12 protein-coding genes are annotated in these 13804 nt (G+C 68.6%); 4 read left to right on the forward strand and 8 right to left on the reverse strand.

The features are described 5' to 3' along the window. The first annotated feature begins 13 nt into the window (after positions 1-13). Together LC039_RS16305 and LC039_RS16310 are read left to right on the forward strand one after the other, a co-directional pair. On the forward strand, positions 14-544 hold the full coding sequence (locus tag LC039_RS16305; RefSeq protein WP_226626379.1) for an Hsp20/alpha crystallin family protein: 531 nt from the start codon (positions 14-16) through the stop codon (positions 542-544). 216 nt (positions 545-760) lie between these two features. Continuing rightward, positions 761-1651, forward strand: a complete 891-nt coding sequence (locus LC039_RS16310; protein WP_226626381.1) for a Crp/Fnr family transcriptional regulator — start codon at positions 761-763, stop codon at positions 1649-1651. A gap of 260 nt (positions 1652-1911) precedes the next feature. Here LC039_RS16310 and LC039_RS16315 read toward each other — a convergent pair whose 3' ends face one another. The 7 genes from LC039_RS16315 to LC039_RS16345 are packed head-to-tail and all read right to left on the reverse strand — an operon-like array spanning position 1912 to position 9671. Next, positions 1912-2955, reverse strand: a complete 1044-nt coding sequence (locus tag LC039_RS16315) for a glycosyltransferase family 4 protein (RefSeq protein ID WP_226626383.1) — start codon at positions 2953-2955, stop codon at positions 1912-1914. Further along, a complete protein-coding gene (locus tag LC039_RS16320; protein ID WP_226626384.1) occupies positions 2952-4538 on the reverse strand; it encodes an ABC transporter permease in 1587 nt (528 codons plus the stop codon). The genes LC039_RS16315 and LC039_RS16320 overlap by 4 nt, the downstream gene beginning before the upstream one ends. Then, entirely contained in the window at positions 4535-5326 is a 792-nt protein-coding gene (locus tag LC039_RS16325) for an ABC transporter ATP-binding protein (protein ID WP_226626386.1), read from the reverse strand. Before LC039_RS16325 ends, LC039_RS16320 begins: the two co-directional genes overlap by 4 nt. 36 nt (positions 5327-5362) lie before the next feature. Continuing rightward, positions 5363-6352, reverse strand: a complete 990-nt coding sequence (locus LC039_RS16330; protein WP_226626388.1) for an ABC transporter substrate-binding protein — start codon at positions 6350-6352, stop codon at positions 5363-5365. A 30-nt stretch (positions 6353-6382) separates the two neighbouring features. Beyond that, the gene (locus LC039_RS16335) at positions 6383-7306 is read right to left on the reverse strand and encodes a lysylphosphatidylglycerol synthase transmembrane domain-containing protein (protein WP_226626391.1); all 924 of its coding nucleotides are present in this window, start codon (positions 7304-7306) and stop codon (positions 6383-6385) included. After that, the gene (locus LC039_RS16340) at positions 7303-8931 is read right to left on the reverse strand and encodes a sulfatase-like hydrolase/transferase (protein ID WP_226626394.1); all 1629 of its coding nucleotides are present in this window, start codon (positions 8929-8931) and stop codon (positions 7303-7305) included. The genes LC039_RS16335 and LC039_RS16340 overlap by 4 nt, the downstream gene beginning before the upstream one ends. Beyond that, positions 8931-9671, reverse strand: a complete 741-nt coding sequence (locus LC039_RS16345) for a CDP-alcohol phosphatidyltransferase family protein (protein ID WP_226626396.1) — start codon at positions 9669-9671, stop codon at positions 8931-8933. Before LC039_RS16345 ends, LC039_RS16340 begins: the two co-directional genes overlap by 1 nt. Before the next feature lie 101 nt (positions 9672-9772). Between LC039_RS16345 and LC039_RS16350 the strand changes: the two genes are divergently transcribed. Then, on the forward strand, positions 9773-10327 hold the full coding sequence (locus tag LC039_RS16350) for a cytochrome b (RefSeq protein WP_226626399.1): 555 nt from the start codon (positions 9773-9775) through the stop codon (positions 10325-10327). A 243-nt stretch (positions 10328-10570) separates the two neighbouring features. Here the strand turns inward: LC039_RS16350 and LC039_RS16355 are convergent, their stop codons facing one another. After that, positions 10571-11938 carry a sensor histidine kinase gene (locus LC039_RS16355; RefSeq protein WP_226626401.1) on the reverse strand — a complete coding sequence of 456 codons (1368 nt, stop codon included), beginning with the start codon at positions 11936-11938 and terminating at the stop codon, positions 10571-10573. Between the two features lie 781 nt (positions 11939-12719). Between LC039_RS16355 and LC039_RS16360 the strand changes: the two genes are divergently transcribed. Further along, complete coding sequence (locus LC039_RS16360; RefSeq protein ID WP_226626404.1) at positions 12720-13802, forward strand: glycosyltransferase family 2 protein; 1083 nt, start codon at positions 12720-12722, stop codon at positions 13800-13802. Positions 13803-13804: the final 2 nt, after the last annotated feature.

The raw sequence follows: 13804 nt of genomic DNA on the forward strand, positions 1-13804 counted from the left end.
TTTGGAGGTCACAATGTCCAAGAAATCCGACATCCCCGTGTCCGAGGAAAGCAAAGCTCCCCGCGCGGCCCAGCACCCCGCCCCGCTCGGACAGTGGTCCGGCTTCGGCTCTCTGCGCGACGAGATGGAGCGCCTTTTCGATACCTTCGAGCCCCGGCAATGGTTCGACAGGGCGCCGGGCCGGCAAGGCGCGGATGCCAAGCCGCTGGTCCTGACACCCGCCGTGGATTTGGCCGAGACCGACAAGGGCTATTCGATCACCGCGGAACTGCCCGGTCTCGAGCCCGAACAGGTCACTGTGAAGATCAGCAATGGCAGCCTGACGATCAGCGGCGAGAAATCCGCCGAGGAGGAGACGGAAGACGGCACCTACCACCTGCACGAACGCCGCTGGGGAAGCTTCCAGCGCAGCATCCGGCTGCCGCAGGACGTCGATCGCGACAAGATCGAAGCGGAATTCACCAAGGGCGTCCTGAAAGTGACTTTGCCGAAATCGAAGGAAGCCCTCATGACGGAGCGAAAAGTCGAGGTCAAATCCGCCTGACCGCGCGATGTGGTGCCGGAGAACAGCAATGTTCCGGCACCTGCCAGCTCGGAGGACGGCCCGTCCTGCCTGCCCCGCCTAGGCACCGCCCAATCGCTCGGGTCGATATGCCAGCCCGACAGCAGTCCTGCACAAATCTACTCAATTCTCCTGATGATTTCACATTCCAATTTCTGAAATCATGGACTCCGGGAGGAGTCTCCAAGGGGGGAGGACATGCAGACCTACGTGACATCCAGGCAGTCACAGGAGTGCCGCTGCAACCATTGCGCAGCAAGAAAATCCGGATTTTGCGTCACTCTCGACGCCCATTCACTCCGGGAAGTCTCCAGCAGGAGCACCCTTGTGACCTATCCGCGCGGCGCGGAAATCGTGATGCAGGGCGAGCCGCTCGAGAAGATCGGAATCATCGCCGGTGGCGTGATCAAGATCGGCACCGTCACCGAGGGCGGGGACGACCACCTGCTGCAGATCAGGCGACGCGGCCAGCTGATACACGTGCCCGAAAACACGGGGAGCCTGTTTTCCTGGGAGACGGCGACAGAGGCCCGGGTGTGTTGGATGTCCCGGCAGGTCTGGGACAGCTTCCTGAAGGAGAAGCCATCGCATTTCCAGTCGTTCATGGCGACGATGCACTACGAGCTTGAGCAAATGCAGCGCTCGGTGCTGAACATGCGCGGGCGCACCACGCTGCAGCGGCTGTCATTCTGGCTGCTGGAAGAACTCGCACACTCCGACGCCGGCGATGCCGGCAGCCTGCACATCTGCCTGAGCCGCCGGGATCTGGCCTCCCTTCTGGACATGACGGTCGAGACGCTCTGCCGCTCCCTGCGCCAGTTGCACGACAAGGAGGCCATAAGGCTCCTAGCGCCCGACCGTCTCGAGGTGGCGGACCTGGCCAGACTGCGCCGCATCGCCCGGTGCCAAGAGGAATGCGTCGGCGAGACCCGCGCCAAGCCCCCGCGCGCCCCGCACCGCAAGACCTGGACCAGATGGAGCGAGATCCCGGCCGACAGCCGCGGTCTCGGACCATACTTGAAGGACGCCAGGGCAGAGCGTGACAACCTTGGCCGGAGCGAAGACACGCAGCGGACGCCCCGCTCTTGACCGGGGTCACCCGGACGCCGGCGCCATTCTACCCGCGCAAGATCGGGACAAGGATCAGCCCCGCAAGGCGTACTGTGAGTATCAGACCACCGTGGCCGAGGTCGATACCGGACTGAAGCGCATCCAGGACGCCCTTCACGGGGGCGAAAAGACGATCCTCGTCTACACGGCGGACGACGGGCTGTCGGCCCGCCGCGCGGACAAATCGACAACAACACCAGAGCCTCCGCACGCGGCCGTCTACACCACCCGGGTGGCCACTAGCTCCGCAGCCCGTCCAGCACCCGCCCCATGTCCGCAGCGGTGTCGCACCATCGCGGCAACGCGCGGCCAAGCGCGCGGGAGCGCCCGGCAAGCTGCGCGCGCGCCGCCTCGGACTCCAGCAACCTTCTCAGGTGTGCGGCGAAGGCGCGCGGATCGTCGGGAGGCGCCAGCAGCGCCGCATCCCCGACGGTGCCCGGGACAGCGCCAGCGGCGCAGCTCACGATCGGCAGGCCGTGGCAGAGCGCCTCGGCGAGCGCCATGCCGTAGCCCTCATAGCGCGTCGCGAGCGCGAAGATACGTGCGTTTCGATAGGCGTCGGACAGGGCTGCATCGGACAGTTCCCCGGCCAATACGACCCGCCCCTCGAGCCCAAGTTCGGCGATGAGCGCGGCCAGCTCGTCAGCAACCGCCGCGTCATGGGTCTTGCCGACGATGCGGGCGTTCCACGCCAGGTCGGCGACCTCGGCAAGCGCCCGGATCAGAACGTCATGGCCCTTGCGCCGCGCCAGCAGACCGACCGAGAGAATGCGGGGACCGGAGTCGCGCTGCGGCAGGCCGCGCGGCCCGTCGTATCCCGGCAGCGCAACGGTGATCCGCGCCGGATCGGCGCCAAGCCCGATGTAGGTCTCGCGGGTGTGCGGGCTGGTGACAACGATCTCTGCCGCGAGCGCGAGGTTCGCCGTCTCCTGCGCCAGAAGATGCCGCGCGAGGTCAGGTGCAACCCCCTGCTCCATCCCCATCGGGTGATGCAGCATCGCCACCACGGGGCGGGACAGTCGCGCCAGATCCTCGGACCGCATCGCCGCGAAGACCAGCCCGTCGAGGATGAGCGGCAGCCCGGGGGGCAGCGTCTCGAGCGTCGCGCGCACCTCGCTGCGCAACCGAGCGTCCTGCACGGCGGTGGCGGCTCCCGCGGGCAGCGCCACATGGGTCACCTGCCGCCCGGTGGCCTGCAGCTCTTCGAGCAGACGGCGCTCGTAGATGAAGCCGCCTGTCTTCTGGCGATGATCGCCGGGAATGGCAAAGGCGCAGGGTCTCATCGGGCCAGCTGCTCCGCGCTGGTCCGGGACAGGATCCGGCGTTCCACCGAGGCCAAGAGCGCATGCGCCAGCACCGAGGCGAGCCCGATGAGCGCGATGGCGCTCCAGAGCATTCCGTAGTCCGAGGTCGACGCGACCGTCGCCAACAGCGCACCGATGCCGCGCCCGGTGGCCAGCCATTCAGCGGTGGTCACGGCAAGGATTGCCGCGGGAATGGCCATGCGGGCAGAGGCGAAGAAGGCGGGCAGCATGGCCGGCAGTTGCGCGCGCAGGAGCGGGCTTGCGTCATAGACGGCAAAGAGGTCGAGCACCGCGCGCGGTGTGCGGGCAAGCCCGTGCTGGCAGGCGATCAGCGTCGGGAAGAAAATCATCGTGGCGACGACGGCGATGCTCCCGGTCGCGCCCCGGCCGAGCGCCCAGACGATCAGCGGCGCGGTGGCGACGATCGGGATCGAACGCAGCGCGATCGACAGCGGGATCACCGCGCCCGCCAAGCGCGGCCGCAGCGCCAGTGCCAGAGCCAGCCCCGCCCCCAGCAGCAGACCCGCCAGGTACCCCGGCACCGCCAGCACCAGCGTCTCGCCGAGCGCGGCGAACAGCCGCTGCCGCTGCGCCCCGGCGCCGGGCGCGGTCACCAGGTAGCTCCAGACGTCCTCCGGGCGCCGCGCGAAGAAGCGCGGCAGGCCGAAGACCGCCATGCTGCCCTTCCAGACCAGCAGCGTCACGCCGAGTGCAAGGGCGGCCTCGGCGAGCCCGCTCCAGGCCCGGCGCCCACGCACGACAGGCGGCGCCAGCAGCACCTCGGGCGGCGCGAGGTCGAGACGGCGCCCGAGCCAACCCACCGCGGCAAAGGCGAGCATAGACACCGCCGCGGCGAGTCCCGCGATGCTCCAGGTCGCCGGTAGGTCCAGCGCCCGCAGCGCGCGCACGGTGAGCACGCCGAGACCGCGTTCTGCACCGGTGAACTCGCCGACCATGGCGCCGAGAAACGCCGCCGGCGCCGCGATCTGCAGCCCGGCAACGAGATAGGGCAGCGCCGCAGGTAGGCGCACCTCGCGCAGCTCGGTCATCCGACCGCGGCCATAACTGCGCACGAGGTCAAACCAGCCCTGCGGCGCCGCGCGCAGCCCCACCAGCACCGGCAGAAAGGTGGTGTAGTAGACCGCCAGCGCGGCCAGCGTGACCTGCGGCCCCGCGCCCGGCCCGTAGAGCACCCGCAGGATCGGGCCGGTGGCGACCAGCGGCAGGCAGAAGACCAGCAGCGCCAGCGTCGACAGCAGCCGTTCGCCGCGCGGCACCAGCACCGCCGCCAGCGCCAGCAACACCCCGGCGAGATTGCCCCAGACGAAGCCGCGCAGCGCCGCCCAGCCGGTGGTGCCGAGCGCCCGCAGGAGCAGCTCCGCGTGGGTCGCAAGGTGGTGCACGATCTGGCTTGGTGCGGCGATGATGAAGCCGCTGGCCGTGGCACGGGCCAGCGCCTCCCAAAGCAGCAGCACCAGCAGCGGCCCGCTGCCGCGGGGCAGCGATCTCGCAGCAGCCCGCGGTGCCGGGTCGCGTGACAGGGCCGGTCGCCGCGTGGTCATTGCGCCGCGACGCTCTGGGGGAACTGGTGAACACGCAGGGCTTCGGTGACGTCGCTGCAAAGCGCGCGAAAGTCCTCGGAGGCCAAGACGTCGGCATTGCGCGGATGCGGCAGCGGTACCGCGATGTCGGCGGCCACCCGCGCCGGACGGGGCGTCAGCACGAGGACGCGGTCCGACAGGCGCACCGCTTCGGCGACCGAATGGGTGACCAGCACCGAGGTCGCGCCGCGCGCCTCCCAGAGCGGCGGCAGCTCGGCATTCAGGCGGTCGCGGGTCAGCGCGTCCACCGCGGCGAAGGGTTCGTCCAGGAGCAACAGGTCGGGCTCACCGGCCAGCGCCCGGGCGATGGCGGCGCGCTGGCGCATGCCCCCAGACAGTTCCGCCGGGCGGCGGCGCCCGAAGCCCGAGAGGCCGACCAGCGCGATAAGGTCGCGGATCGCTCGCGGATCGCGGGGCTTGCGCGCCAGCGCCCTCCCCAGCGCGACGTTGCCCTCGACCGTGCGCCAGGGCAGCAGCGCGGCGTCCTGGAAGGCCACCGCGAGCCCGGCGCGGCGGCGCAGCGCATCCGGGGTTTCCGCACCGATGCTGATGCGTCCCTCGGTCGGCGCGTCGAGCCCGGCGATGAGCCGAAGCAGCGTCGACTTTCCGCATCCAGACGGCCCGACCAGCGCGGTCATCTGGCCGCCGGCCAGCACCAGATCGACAGGTGCCACCGCTTCGATCCGGCGACCTGCGGCGCCAAAGCTCTTGGCGACGCCCTCCAGACGTATGTCGGGCCGGGCGCTCATCCGCACGGCCCCGCGTCTCCGGTCACCGCGTTCGGTCTACCCATGCACCTCTTCCAGGATGGACCGATCCCAAAGCTCCGGCGACACCGGCTTGCCGAGCAGCGCCAGCGTCTCGACGTTGGCGGCGACGGTCTCATCGGTGAACCAGCCGAAGCCCTCGGCCTCGGTCAGCGCCGAGAACATCAGCGGCACCTGCCGCGCGGCCTGCAGCGTCTGCGTCGCCAGGTCGAGCCCGGCGTCGGGGAACATCTCGACGGTCAGCGCGGCGGCGGCCTCGGGGTCGGCGTGGTAGTCCTGCCAGCCCATGACCTCGCCCTTCATCAGCGCGACAAGCTGATCGCGGCGGTTGGCGAGGCTGTCCTCGGTGGCGATATAGGTCTGCGAATGCACCGCGTAGCCATGATCGGCGAGCAGCATGGTCACGCTCTCGATGCCCTGGCTCTCCATCGCGACGGGCAGGTCCGTGGCCCAGCACAGCAGGCAGTCGACCTGCCCCTGCACCAGCGGCGCGGCGTCGTATTGCGTCGGCACCACCTCGATCTGCTCGATGTCGACATCGTTGATCGAGCAGAGCGCCTCGAGCACCGGCGTGTTGGCCAGCGCCATGCCGATCTTCTTGCCGACCAGGTCGGCAGGGCTGTTCACCGGGTTCTCGGGCAGCGAGGCGATGGCGAAGGGGTTCTTCTGCATGGCAACGCCGATGATCTTGAACGGCGCGCCCTGGTTCACCGCGGCCGCGGTGTAATCCGCGGCAGAGATCCCGACGAGTGCCGTGCCCGCCACCACCGGCGGCTCGACCGGGGCGTTGGGTCCGCCCGGCAAAAGCGAAACCTCGAGACCGGCGTCGGCCCAGTACGCCTTGTCCTGCGCGATGTAGCTGCCGCCGAACTGCACGGAATGCAGCCACGAGAGCTGCAGGGCGACCGCCGTCTGCGCCCTCGCGCGAGTCGGCATGAGCAGCCTGGCGCCAGCGGTGGACAGGGCTCCGCCAAGAAACAGGCGGCGTGTGGGTTTCAGAAATGTCATGGGACTCTCCCGGTTTGAAATGAGATTAGGCTAATCGCGAGACGAGGCAATGCCGGCGGGCGCCGGGGCCTTTCGGTGCGGCGCGGCACGCAGGAAGAAGGCCCCCGGCAGGGCCGCGAGCAGGCTGGTGACGCCAAAGGCGATGCTGGCGGTGAGCCCGGCCTCGGCGCTCAGCCCGGCCAGGGGAAAGAGCGCCGCCGCCGCCCCCTCGCGCCAGCCCCAGCCCGCCACCGAGGCCGGCAGCAGCATGGCGGTGAGGATCAACGGCACGATCAGCGCGGCAAGACCCGCCGGCAAGGCGCTGCCGCCTGCCCGTGCCGCAGTGGCAAAGGCCGCGACGGTCAAGACCGCGATCGCCAGAGACAGGGACGCCTGCGCCGGAAGCTGTTGCACGATCGCCCTGCGGATGGCCGTGCGCCAGCCGCCGGGACGACCCCGGCGCCGGGCCAGCAGCAGGCCAACACCAAGCGCGAGTGCCGTCAAGACGGCGATCACCTGCCAGGAGGCTGCGGGACTGGCGCCCCACCGCAGCCCCGGCCCGGGCCCGATCAGCAAGAGCGCAAGACCTGTCAGGGCAATCACCAGCATCGCCGCCTGCCCCGCTGCCCGTTCCAGCACCACCGCCTGCGCCGCCGGGCGCATCGGGCCGCCCTGTCGGCTGCGCACGGCCCGCGCCGCATCGCCGAGAACGCCGCCCGGCAGGGTCTGGTTGACCAGTTGCGCCACGTAGTACTCGCGCACCGCCGCGCCGCGGCGCAACGGCAGCTCCAGTGCCGCGGCGGTGAGCCGCCAGCGCAGCGCCGACAATAGAGTGACCGCATTGAGCAGCGCCAGCGTCACCAGCAACCAGCCCGGCGACAGTGCCGCGAGCCGCTGGAGCGCAGCCCGCCCGTCCGCGAGGGCAAGGCACAGCGCGATCAGCGCCAGCGGGATGGCGAGGCGCAGCACCCTCATGAGCCATCGGCCCGCAAATCGCCCGGCAGCGCGCTCGTGGCGCGCAGGAATCTGTCCCGAAATGCGCGCATCGGCCAGGCTGGCTGTTCCGGGTCGGGCTGCAGGCCCTCGCGCCAGCCCCAGCCGTCGAAGAGCGCAAGCGCCTCCGGCGGGCCGATGAGGTGCGCCGGCACGTCCTTGCCCCCCGCCTGCGCGACGAATTCGACGGGTTGATGGTCTCCCAGCACGAGGATCAACGGCGACTTTCGCCGCGGCAGCGCCGCCCAGGACAGCACCGTGCGCAGCGCGTAGTCGAGCGAGCGGCCGTAGTGGTCGCGGATGCGGTCCCGGTCGGCCCAGACCTCGCGCGGGGTCGGTCCCGCGATCGCCTCGGCATCGAAAACGCTGCCGTCCCCCACCGCCACCCAGGGCACCATCTCGGGAACCGGCGTCCAGGGCGCATGGCTGGAGATCAACGCGATTTCGGCCAGCAGCGGCTGATCGGATGGCAGCTCTCGGTCGAAAGCCGCAAGCGTGTACTGGTCCGGCATGGTCACCCAGTTGAAAGGCTCCCCGGCATAGCCGAGATCGGCCGCGGCGCGGATCTCCTGAAAGCCCATCGCCGGGCCTTCCGGCCAGGCCATGACGATCGCCGGGGCCACCGCCATCGTCCTGTAGCCGGCCGTGGCGGCGAGACTGAACAGCGATTGCCGCGCGCTGGCAAGCAGCGCCCGGTAGCGCCGCTGGTCGCTGACCTCGACCCCCGAGGCCAGGGTCGCATGGGCCAGCCAGCTCTGCCCGCCCTGCACCGGCGCGATGAGCCAGCCCGAGCGCACGGCCAGCCCGGCCGAAGCCAGCGCTGCCTCTCCCGCCGCCAGGGTCTCGCGCGAGCGGGCGGCGTAGAGCGGGTTGTCGAGGGCGGCGCGCCCGTAGCTTTCGATGAAGGTGATCACCACGTCGCGCCCGCCGAGCTTGACCAGCAGCCCTTCCTGCCCTTGCCAGAGGTCTTCTGCGGCAGCCGTTTCGAACTCCGCCAGGGCGGCGCGCGCCCGGCCGAAGTCCCGGATGTTCTCGGCGGCGAGCCAGGCGGTGAAGGCGCTGCCGGGAGGCCGCCAGCCCTGCCAGCCGTTCAGCGCCGTCCTGATCTCGGCGGCGCAGAGTCCGGCGAAGACCAGCGCCACGCCGCCAGCAAGAGCCCGGGCGCCGCATGGCAAGCGGCTGCCCCTGCGCGCCCAGAGACTCAGCGCCCGGTACAGCAGCGCCATTGCCGCGACCACCACCAGGAGCGCTGCGCCGCCGACCACGAGCGTTGCCGCCAGCCCGGCGCTGCCACGCAGAAGGTGCGCCGCTGCCGGCACCAGGTGCAGATCGGCGAGCGGGTCGAAGCCGCGCCCGAAGGCGGTGTAGGCCGCAAGATCCGCCAGCTTCAGGACCGTTGCCAAGGTCAGCGCCACGGTGGCCAGCAGTGCCAGCGGAGACGCGCGCTGCCCCAGGGCGAGCATTCCGAGCAGCAGCACCGGCAGTTCCAGCGGCACCATTGCCAGGGCCGGCCAGCGCATCGCGTCCGGGTGGTTGGGCAGGACCAGCAGCAGGTCGACGAGCAGCGCCGCCACGGCCAGCGCCAGCCAGGGGGGCGCAGAACGCATCACCGCCGTGCCGCCAGCCACAGCACGTCGCGCGCGAAGGACCAGCACAGCAGCGCCAGCGCCAGCAGCGCCGCAAGCTCAGACCAGGGCGGTACCGCCACCGGCGCCAGCAGGGCCGCCAGCACCGCGATCTGCACCACGCAGACCAGCTTGCGCCGAAATCGCTGCGGCAACGGCGCGCCGAGCCAGGGCCAGACCCAGCCCGCCAGCACAAAGAGGTAGCGCAGGCCGCCCAGCAGCAGCACCCATGCGCCCGCCGCGCCGCTGCGCCAGGCCACCACCGCGAGGAGCAGCGCGAAGACGCTGTCCACTTCCATGTCGAAGCGCGCGCCCCAGGGTCCCGCCAGCCCGCTGCGCCGCGCGAGGGGGCCGTCCACGCCATCGAGAGCCAAGGTGACAAGCGCCAGGCAGAAGACCACCCAGCCCGAAGCGCCCTCGGTCAGCCGCGGCTCCGCCGCCGGCGCCAGCATCAGCGCCGCAAGCGCCAGACGCCCGAGTGTGAGGCCATTTGCGTAGCCAAGTCGCGGCGCGCGCCAGTGGCGCAACAGGCACTGCCCGCAGACAGCCGCGCCCGCCGCGAACCACAGCACCGGCAAGAACTGCGCCTCACCAGCCAGCCACCACGCCCCGCCGAAGAGCGCCAGTGCCAGACCGGCCGACAGCAACGCAAGGGACGCGAAGGCCGTGCGCGGGCGGGCCAGCGCCACGGAAGGCCGCGGATGGTCTGTCGAATGGCTCATCATGAATGAAGTGTCGCAAGCCCCTGACCTGTCAAGCGCCTTGCTTTACGCAGGGGAATGCCTTCACTAGGCTGTGAAAGCTCGAACAGCGAGGTTCCCGCATGGACGGTTCGTCTGCCTTCTCCCCTCCGCTCCGGTATTCCCGGAGTGCGCGGTTGCTGCATTGGCTTACGGTTGTGCTGGTACTCACCACCATACCGGCCGGGCTGGTGATGGTTCAGGACGGCCTTTCGCGGCCACTGCAGGATGCGCTGTTCCTCTATCACAAGAACATCGGCCCGGTCATCCTGCTGCTTGTCCTCCTGCGCCTTGTCGTGCGGTTGGTCAGCCCGCCGCCACCGCTGCCGGCCAGCCTGCCGACGATACAGGCGCTGATCGCGCGTGCGGTGCACTGGATGTTGTACATCGTGCTGGTGGCGCTGGTGATCTCTGGCACGGTCCGGGTGCAGGCAGGCGGATTTCCGATGGAGATCTGGGATCCTGTGCTCAGCGGCATGGTCGGCAAGGACGAGGCGCTCGCCAAGTCGGCCAGCGAGCTGCATGAGCTGCTGAAGTCGGTGCTCATCGCGCTGATCGCGCTGCATGCCGGGGCGGCCGCGCTGCACGGGTTGGTCAAGCGCGACGGGGTGTTCAGCCGGATGTGGCCTCCGGCGTAGCCCGCGCCGATGCCCTTCGCCCGGATCGGGCTGGCAGCGCCGTCGCGCCGCGGGAACGCTTCGGCCATGTCGCCCGGCGCACCCGCAGGGGCTGACCCGCGGCAGGTGCCGGAATCTGAAACCGTTGCGAGTGTGATCGCCTGATCTCGGCAATTCAGCGCGCCGCCGGCGCTGCGCTAGTGCTCAATCTGTACAGCGAACGCGCCCCAAAAGGGCTGCTCTCCCCGCCTCAGACCTCGGCGATCAAGTCTGAACGGGGAATGTCACCCGCCACGTGAGGCCCTCGCGCGCATAGTCGACCTCTGTCTCTGCGCCGAGCGTGGACTGCAGCATCGCGCCGGTCAGCGTCGAGCCAAAGCCCTTCCTGGACGGCGGCGACACGATCGGCCCTCCCCGCTCGCGCCAGGTGACCTGAAGATGCCCTCCATCCTCGATGACCTCCCAGGCGATCGCAAGCTTCCCCTCGTCTTTCGAAAGCGCACCGTACTTCACCGCATTCGTCGTTAGCTCGTGGATTGCCAGCGCCAAGGATTGCACCGCCGTCGCCGGGACCACGACGTCGGACGCGCCGTCCAGAACAATCCGGTCTCCGATCAACTCTGCGAAGTGCGGCAACTGCGAGCGGACAAGCGCATCGAGGCTGATATCCTGCCAGCTGCGGCGCACGAGCAGATCCTGCGCAGCCGACATGCTTTCCAGCCGCTTTTGAAAGACCGGCAGGAACTCTTCGGGCCGGGAGCGCGCAGTCTGCCGGCATATGGCCAGAATGAGGGAGACCAAATTCTTGCTGCGGTGATTGAGCTCGTGCAGCAGCGCGTCGATGGTTTCCTGCGCCTTGCGTGCCTCGGTGACATCCTCGACGATGGCGGCGAGGCCGGTCACCTGGCCAGCGGACTTGATCGGAAAGAAATGCTCCTTCCAATACCGGATCTCGGAGGGCTTTGCCGGCGTGAAGCCCGAAATCTCCACGTCTCTCTTGGCGGCACCGCTGTTCAGCACATCCTGGAGCAGGTTGGTCACGCCATCGATGTCGTGAACTTCCGGGAGCAGCTGCTTGGGGGTCTTGCCGATGTGGACCTCGGGGTCGAGGCCGTTCATCTCGGCGAGCAGCGGATTGATCTTCACGAACTTCAGATCATGGTCCCAGATGCCGATCCCGACAGGGGCATCGTTGAAGACCGCGCCGAGGATTTCGGCATCCCCGATCCGACCGTCACTGCCGTCAACCCGGCCCGCCCGCTCGCCGATGGAATATCCCGAGTTTTCGACAATTCTTGTGACATCCATCTCGACGCCGGACAGTCTGACCGCCGCGCCGCCGGCATCCCTTGTGACCCGCCCTCGATCCAGCAAGTGGCGCACCCGCCCATCGGACAGCACGATCCTGAAGCTGTGCTCGAAGTGATCTGCGCGGGCGCAGACCTCCGCCATCTCGCGGCGAATGCGCGCCCGGTCTTCCGGGTGAACCGACGAGAAGAACGCCTCGCCGCGATCAGGCGCCCGCGGCAGCCCGTAGAGCTGCAGCAGGCCGTTGCTCCAAAGCAGCCTGTCGCCGTCGAGGTGCCACTCGTAGTGACCGGTCCCCGGTATGATGTCGTCTGTATCCAGCACAGTCTGTTCCAAAGTGCCCCCTAGGTTCGGATGATCTTCAGAACTCCGCCTTGGGTCGTTGCGGACCCAGGACGTTCCTGCATGCCGGTCGAGCCTAGCGGCTAAGGCCTGGGGTAAAAAGGCCGTAGTTGAACGCGCACGTGAAGTTGCGCTGCGGTGCAGCTTTGCAGCACGCGGCGCGGTCGGAGCTGCGGCGGTCGACCTGCCCTGCTCCTTAACCGCACATGTGCAATCGAGCTGCCCCTGAGGGCCGCATACCGTTACTTTCGGCAAGTCGCCCTGCCCTCCGTGACGCGATGGTTCCCGTGCGGCCACACGCCCCCTCCGCGCCCGAAACAATTGTTCTGCAGCCGCTGCAATAAACGCGCCGCGGGTCCGGCGGCGCTGGCACGCTCATCGGCAAGGCACGCTTCCGGTCGCGCCGCTCGTTGACGCGGTCTCCGTGCTCTGGGTGGCAAGCACTGCATCGCGGAGGTGCAGCATGAAATGTTTCAGGCTGCCTTGATCTCGCCTGAACGCCCCCTCGTTCGGAGACCCCCGTTGACCGTCTGCGTCAGGGAGGACACGCACGGTAGCATATACGCCTATCGCACGAAAATTCGGCATCATCGCCAATGCTCTACGCAAACGGCGGCGGGCCCGGGCATCGCGGGGCGTATATTGTCAGCAATTCCCGGGACGGAACGTAAATCAACCCGCTTCCTCGAATTGAGGCAACATAATGTTTTCGCAATTCGCCATTCTGTTCTAGACTGATGTAATTATTCAGCCGTGTATTCGCATGAACATTTATCAAAAGACGCATTTTGGGTCTGTGAGGAAGTTGTCCCCGCAGCAACAATGTCCTCTGGCGACCGAAGTCCTGGTGGTAATTCCGACCTTGAACGAGGCCGGGAACATTGAGGCCTGCATTCGCAGCCTCGTGGGCAGTGATGGTTTCATGCGAGATGTCCGCATCGTGGTCGCGGACGGGGGCAGCACGGACGGCACTCAGGCGATTGTACACGCCCTCGCTCAGAAGGTACCGCAACTGCGCATGATCAAGAACCACGCCCGATTGCAGTCATCAGGCATCAACATCGCCGTCGCCTCCGAAGCCGAGGCCGAGTTCAGCTACATGGTGCGCTGCGATGCCCATTCGATCTACCCCGAAGGCTACGTTCGGAAAGTTGCCGAGGCGCTGTCCACCAACCCCGAGGCCGCCTCCGTCGCCTCGGTGATGGACGCCGCCGGGGACAACCCGTTCCAGCGCGCCTGCGCCTGGGTTGTGGACACGCCGCTCGGCTCCGGCGGCTCGGCGCATCGCGGCGGCAACTGGTCGGGATGGGTCGATCACGGGCATCACGCGGGCTTCCGGCTCGACTGGTTCAACAAGATAAACGGCTATGACCCCTCGTTCAGCCACAACGAAGATGCCGAGTACGACCATCGTCTTGGGCTCGCGGGGGGCAGGGTCTGGCTCGACGCCAGCATCCGCCTGCAATATGAGGTCCGTCCGACGCCGCGCAGCCTGCTGAAGCAATATTGGAACTATGGCCGGGGCCGGGCCCGGACGGTGCTGAAGCATCGCATGCGGCCACGACTCCGGCAGCTTGTCCCCGTGCTGAACCTGCTTGCGGTCTGCGTAAGCATGCTCGTTGCGACGGTATGGCCCGTCGCGCTGCTGCTTCCACTGCACTACCTGCTGACGCTGCTTACAGTTTCAGGCGTTTGCGCACACAGCCTGCGCAGCCGGGACGGGCTGCAGGCCGGCCTGGCACTGGCGATCATGCACAATGCCTGGGCCCTCGGGTTCCTTTGGCAGTGCGCGCAGCAACAGCTGGCGCGGCTGCACCTGGGCCGGATCGCCGGACCGCAATCCTAGTC

It is taken from the genome of Alloyangia pacifica (genome assembly GCF_020524285.1).
Taxonomy (GTDB): domain Bacteria; phylum Pseudomonadota; class Alphaproteobacteria; order Rhodobacterales; family Rhodobacteraceae; genus Salipiger; species Salipiger pacificus_B.

Coding starts and splice junctions, on each gene's coding strand:
- LC039_RS16315 (WP_226626383.1), bottom strand. CDS start 2,955: ATGAGACCCTGCGCCTTTGCCATTCCCGGCGATCATCGCCAGAAGACA.
- LC039_RS16320 (WP_226626384.1), bottom strand. CDS start 4,538: ATGACCACGCGGCGACCGGCCCTGTCACGCGACCCGGCACCGCGGGCT.
- LC039_RS16310 (WP_226626381.1), top strand. CDS start 761: ATGCAGACCTACGTGACATCCAGGCAGTCACAGGAGTGCCGCTGCAAC.
- LC039_RS16330 (WP_226626388.1), bottom strand. CDS start 6,352: ATGACATTTCTGAAACCCACACGCCGCCTGTTTCTTGGCGGAGCCCTG.
- LC039_RS16360 (WP_226626404.1), top strand. CDS start 12,720: ATGAACATTTATCAAAAGACGCATTTTGGGTCTGTGAGGAAGTTGTCC.
- LC039_RS16335 (WP_226626391.1), bottom strand. CDS start 7,306: ATGAGGGTGCTGCGCCTCGCCATCCCGCTGGCGCTGATCGCGCTGTGC.
- LC039_RS16305 (WP_226626379.1), top strand. CDS start 14: ATGTCCAAGAAATCCGACATCCCCGTGTCCGAGGAAAGCAAAGCTCCC.
- LC039_RS16325 (WP_226626386.1), bottom strand. CDS start 5,326: ATGAGCGCCCGGCCCGACATACGTCTGGAGGGCGTCGCCAAGAGCTTT.
- LC039_RS16340 (WP_226626394.1), bottom strand. CDS start 8,931: ATGCGTTCTGCGCCCCCCTGGCTGGCGCTGGCCGTGGCGGCGCTGCTC.
- LC039_RS16345 (WP_226626396.1), bottom strand. CDS start 9,671: ATGAGCCATTCGACAGACCATCCGCGGCCTTCCGTGGCGCTGGCCCGC.
- LC039_RS16350 (WP_226626399.1), top strand. CDS start 9,773: ATGGACGGTTCGTCTGCCTTCTCCCCTCCGCTCCGGTATTCCCGGAGT.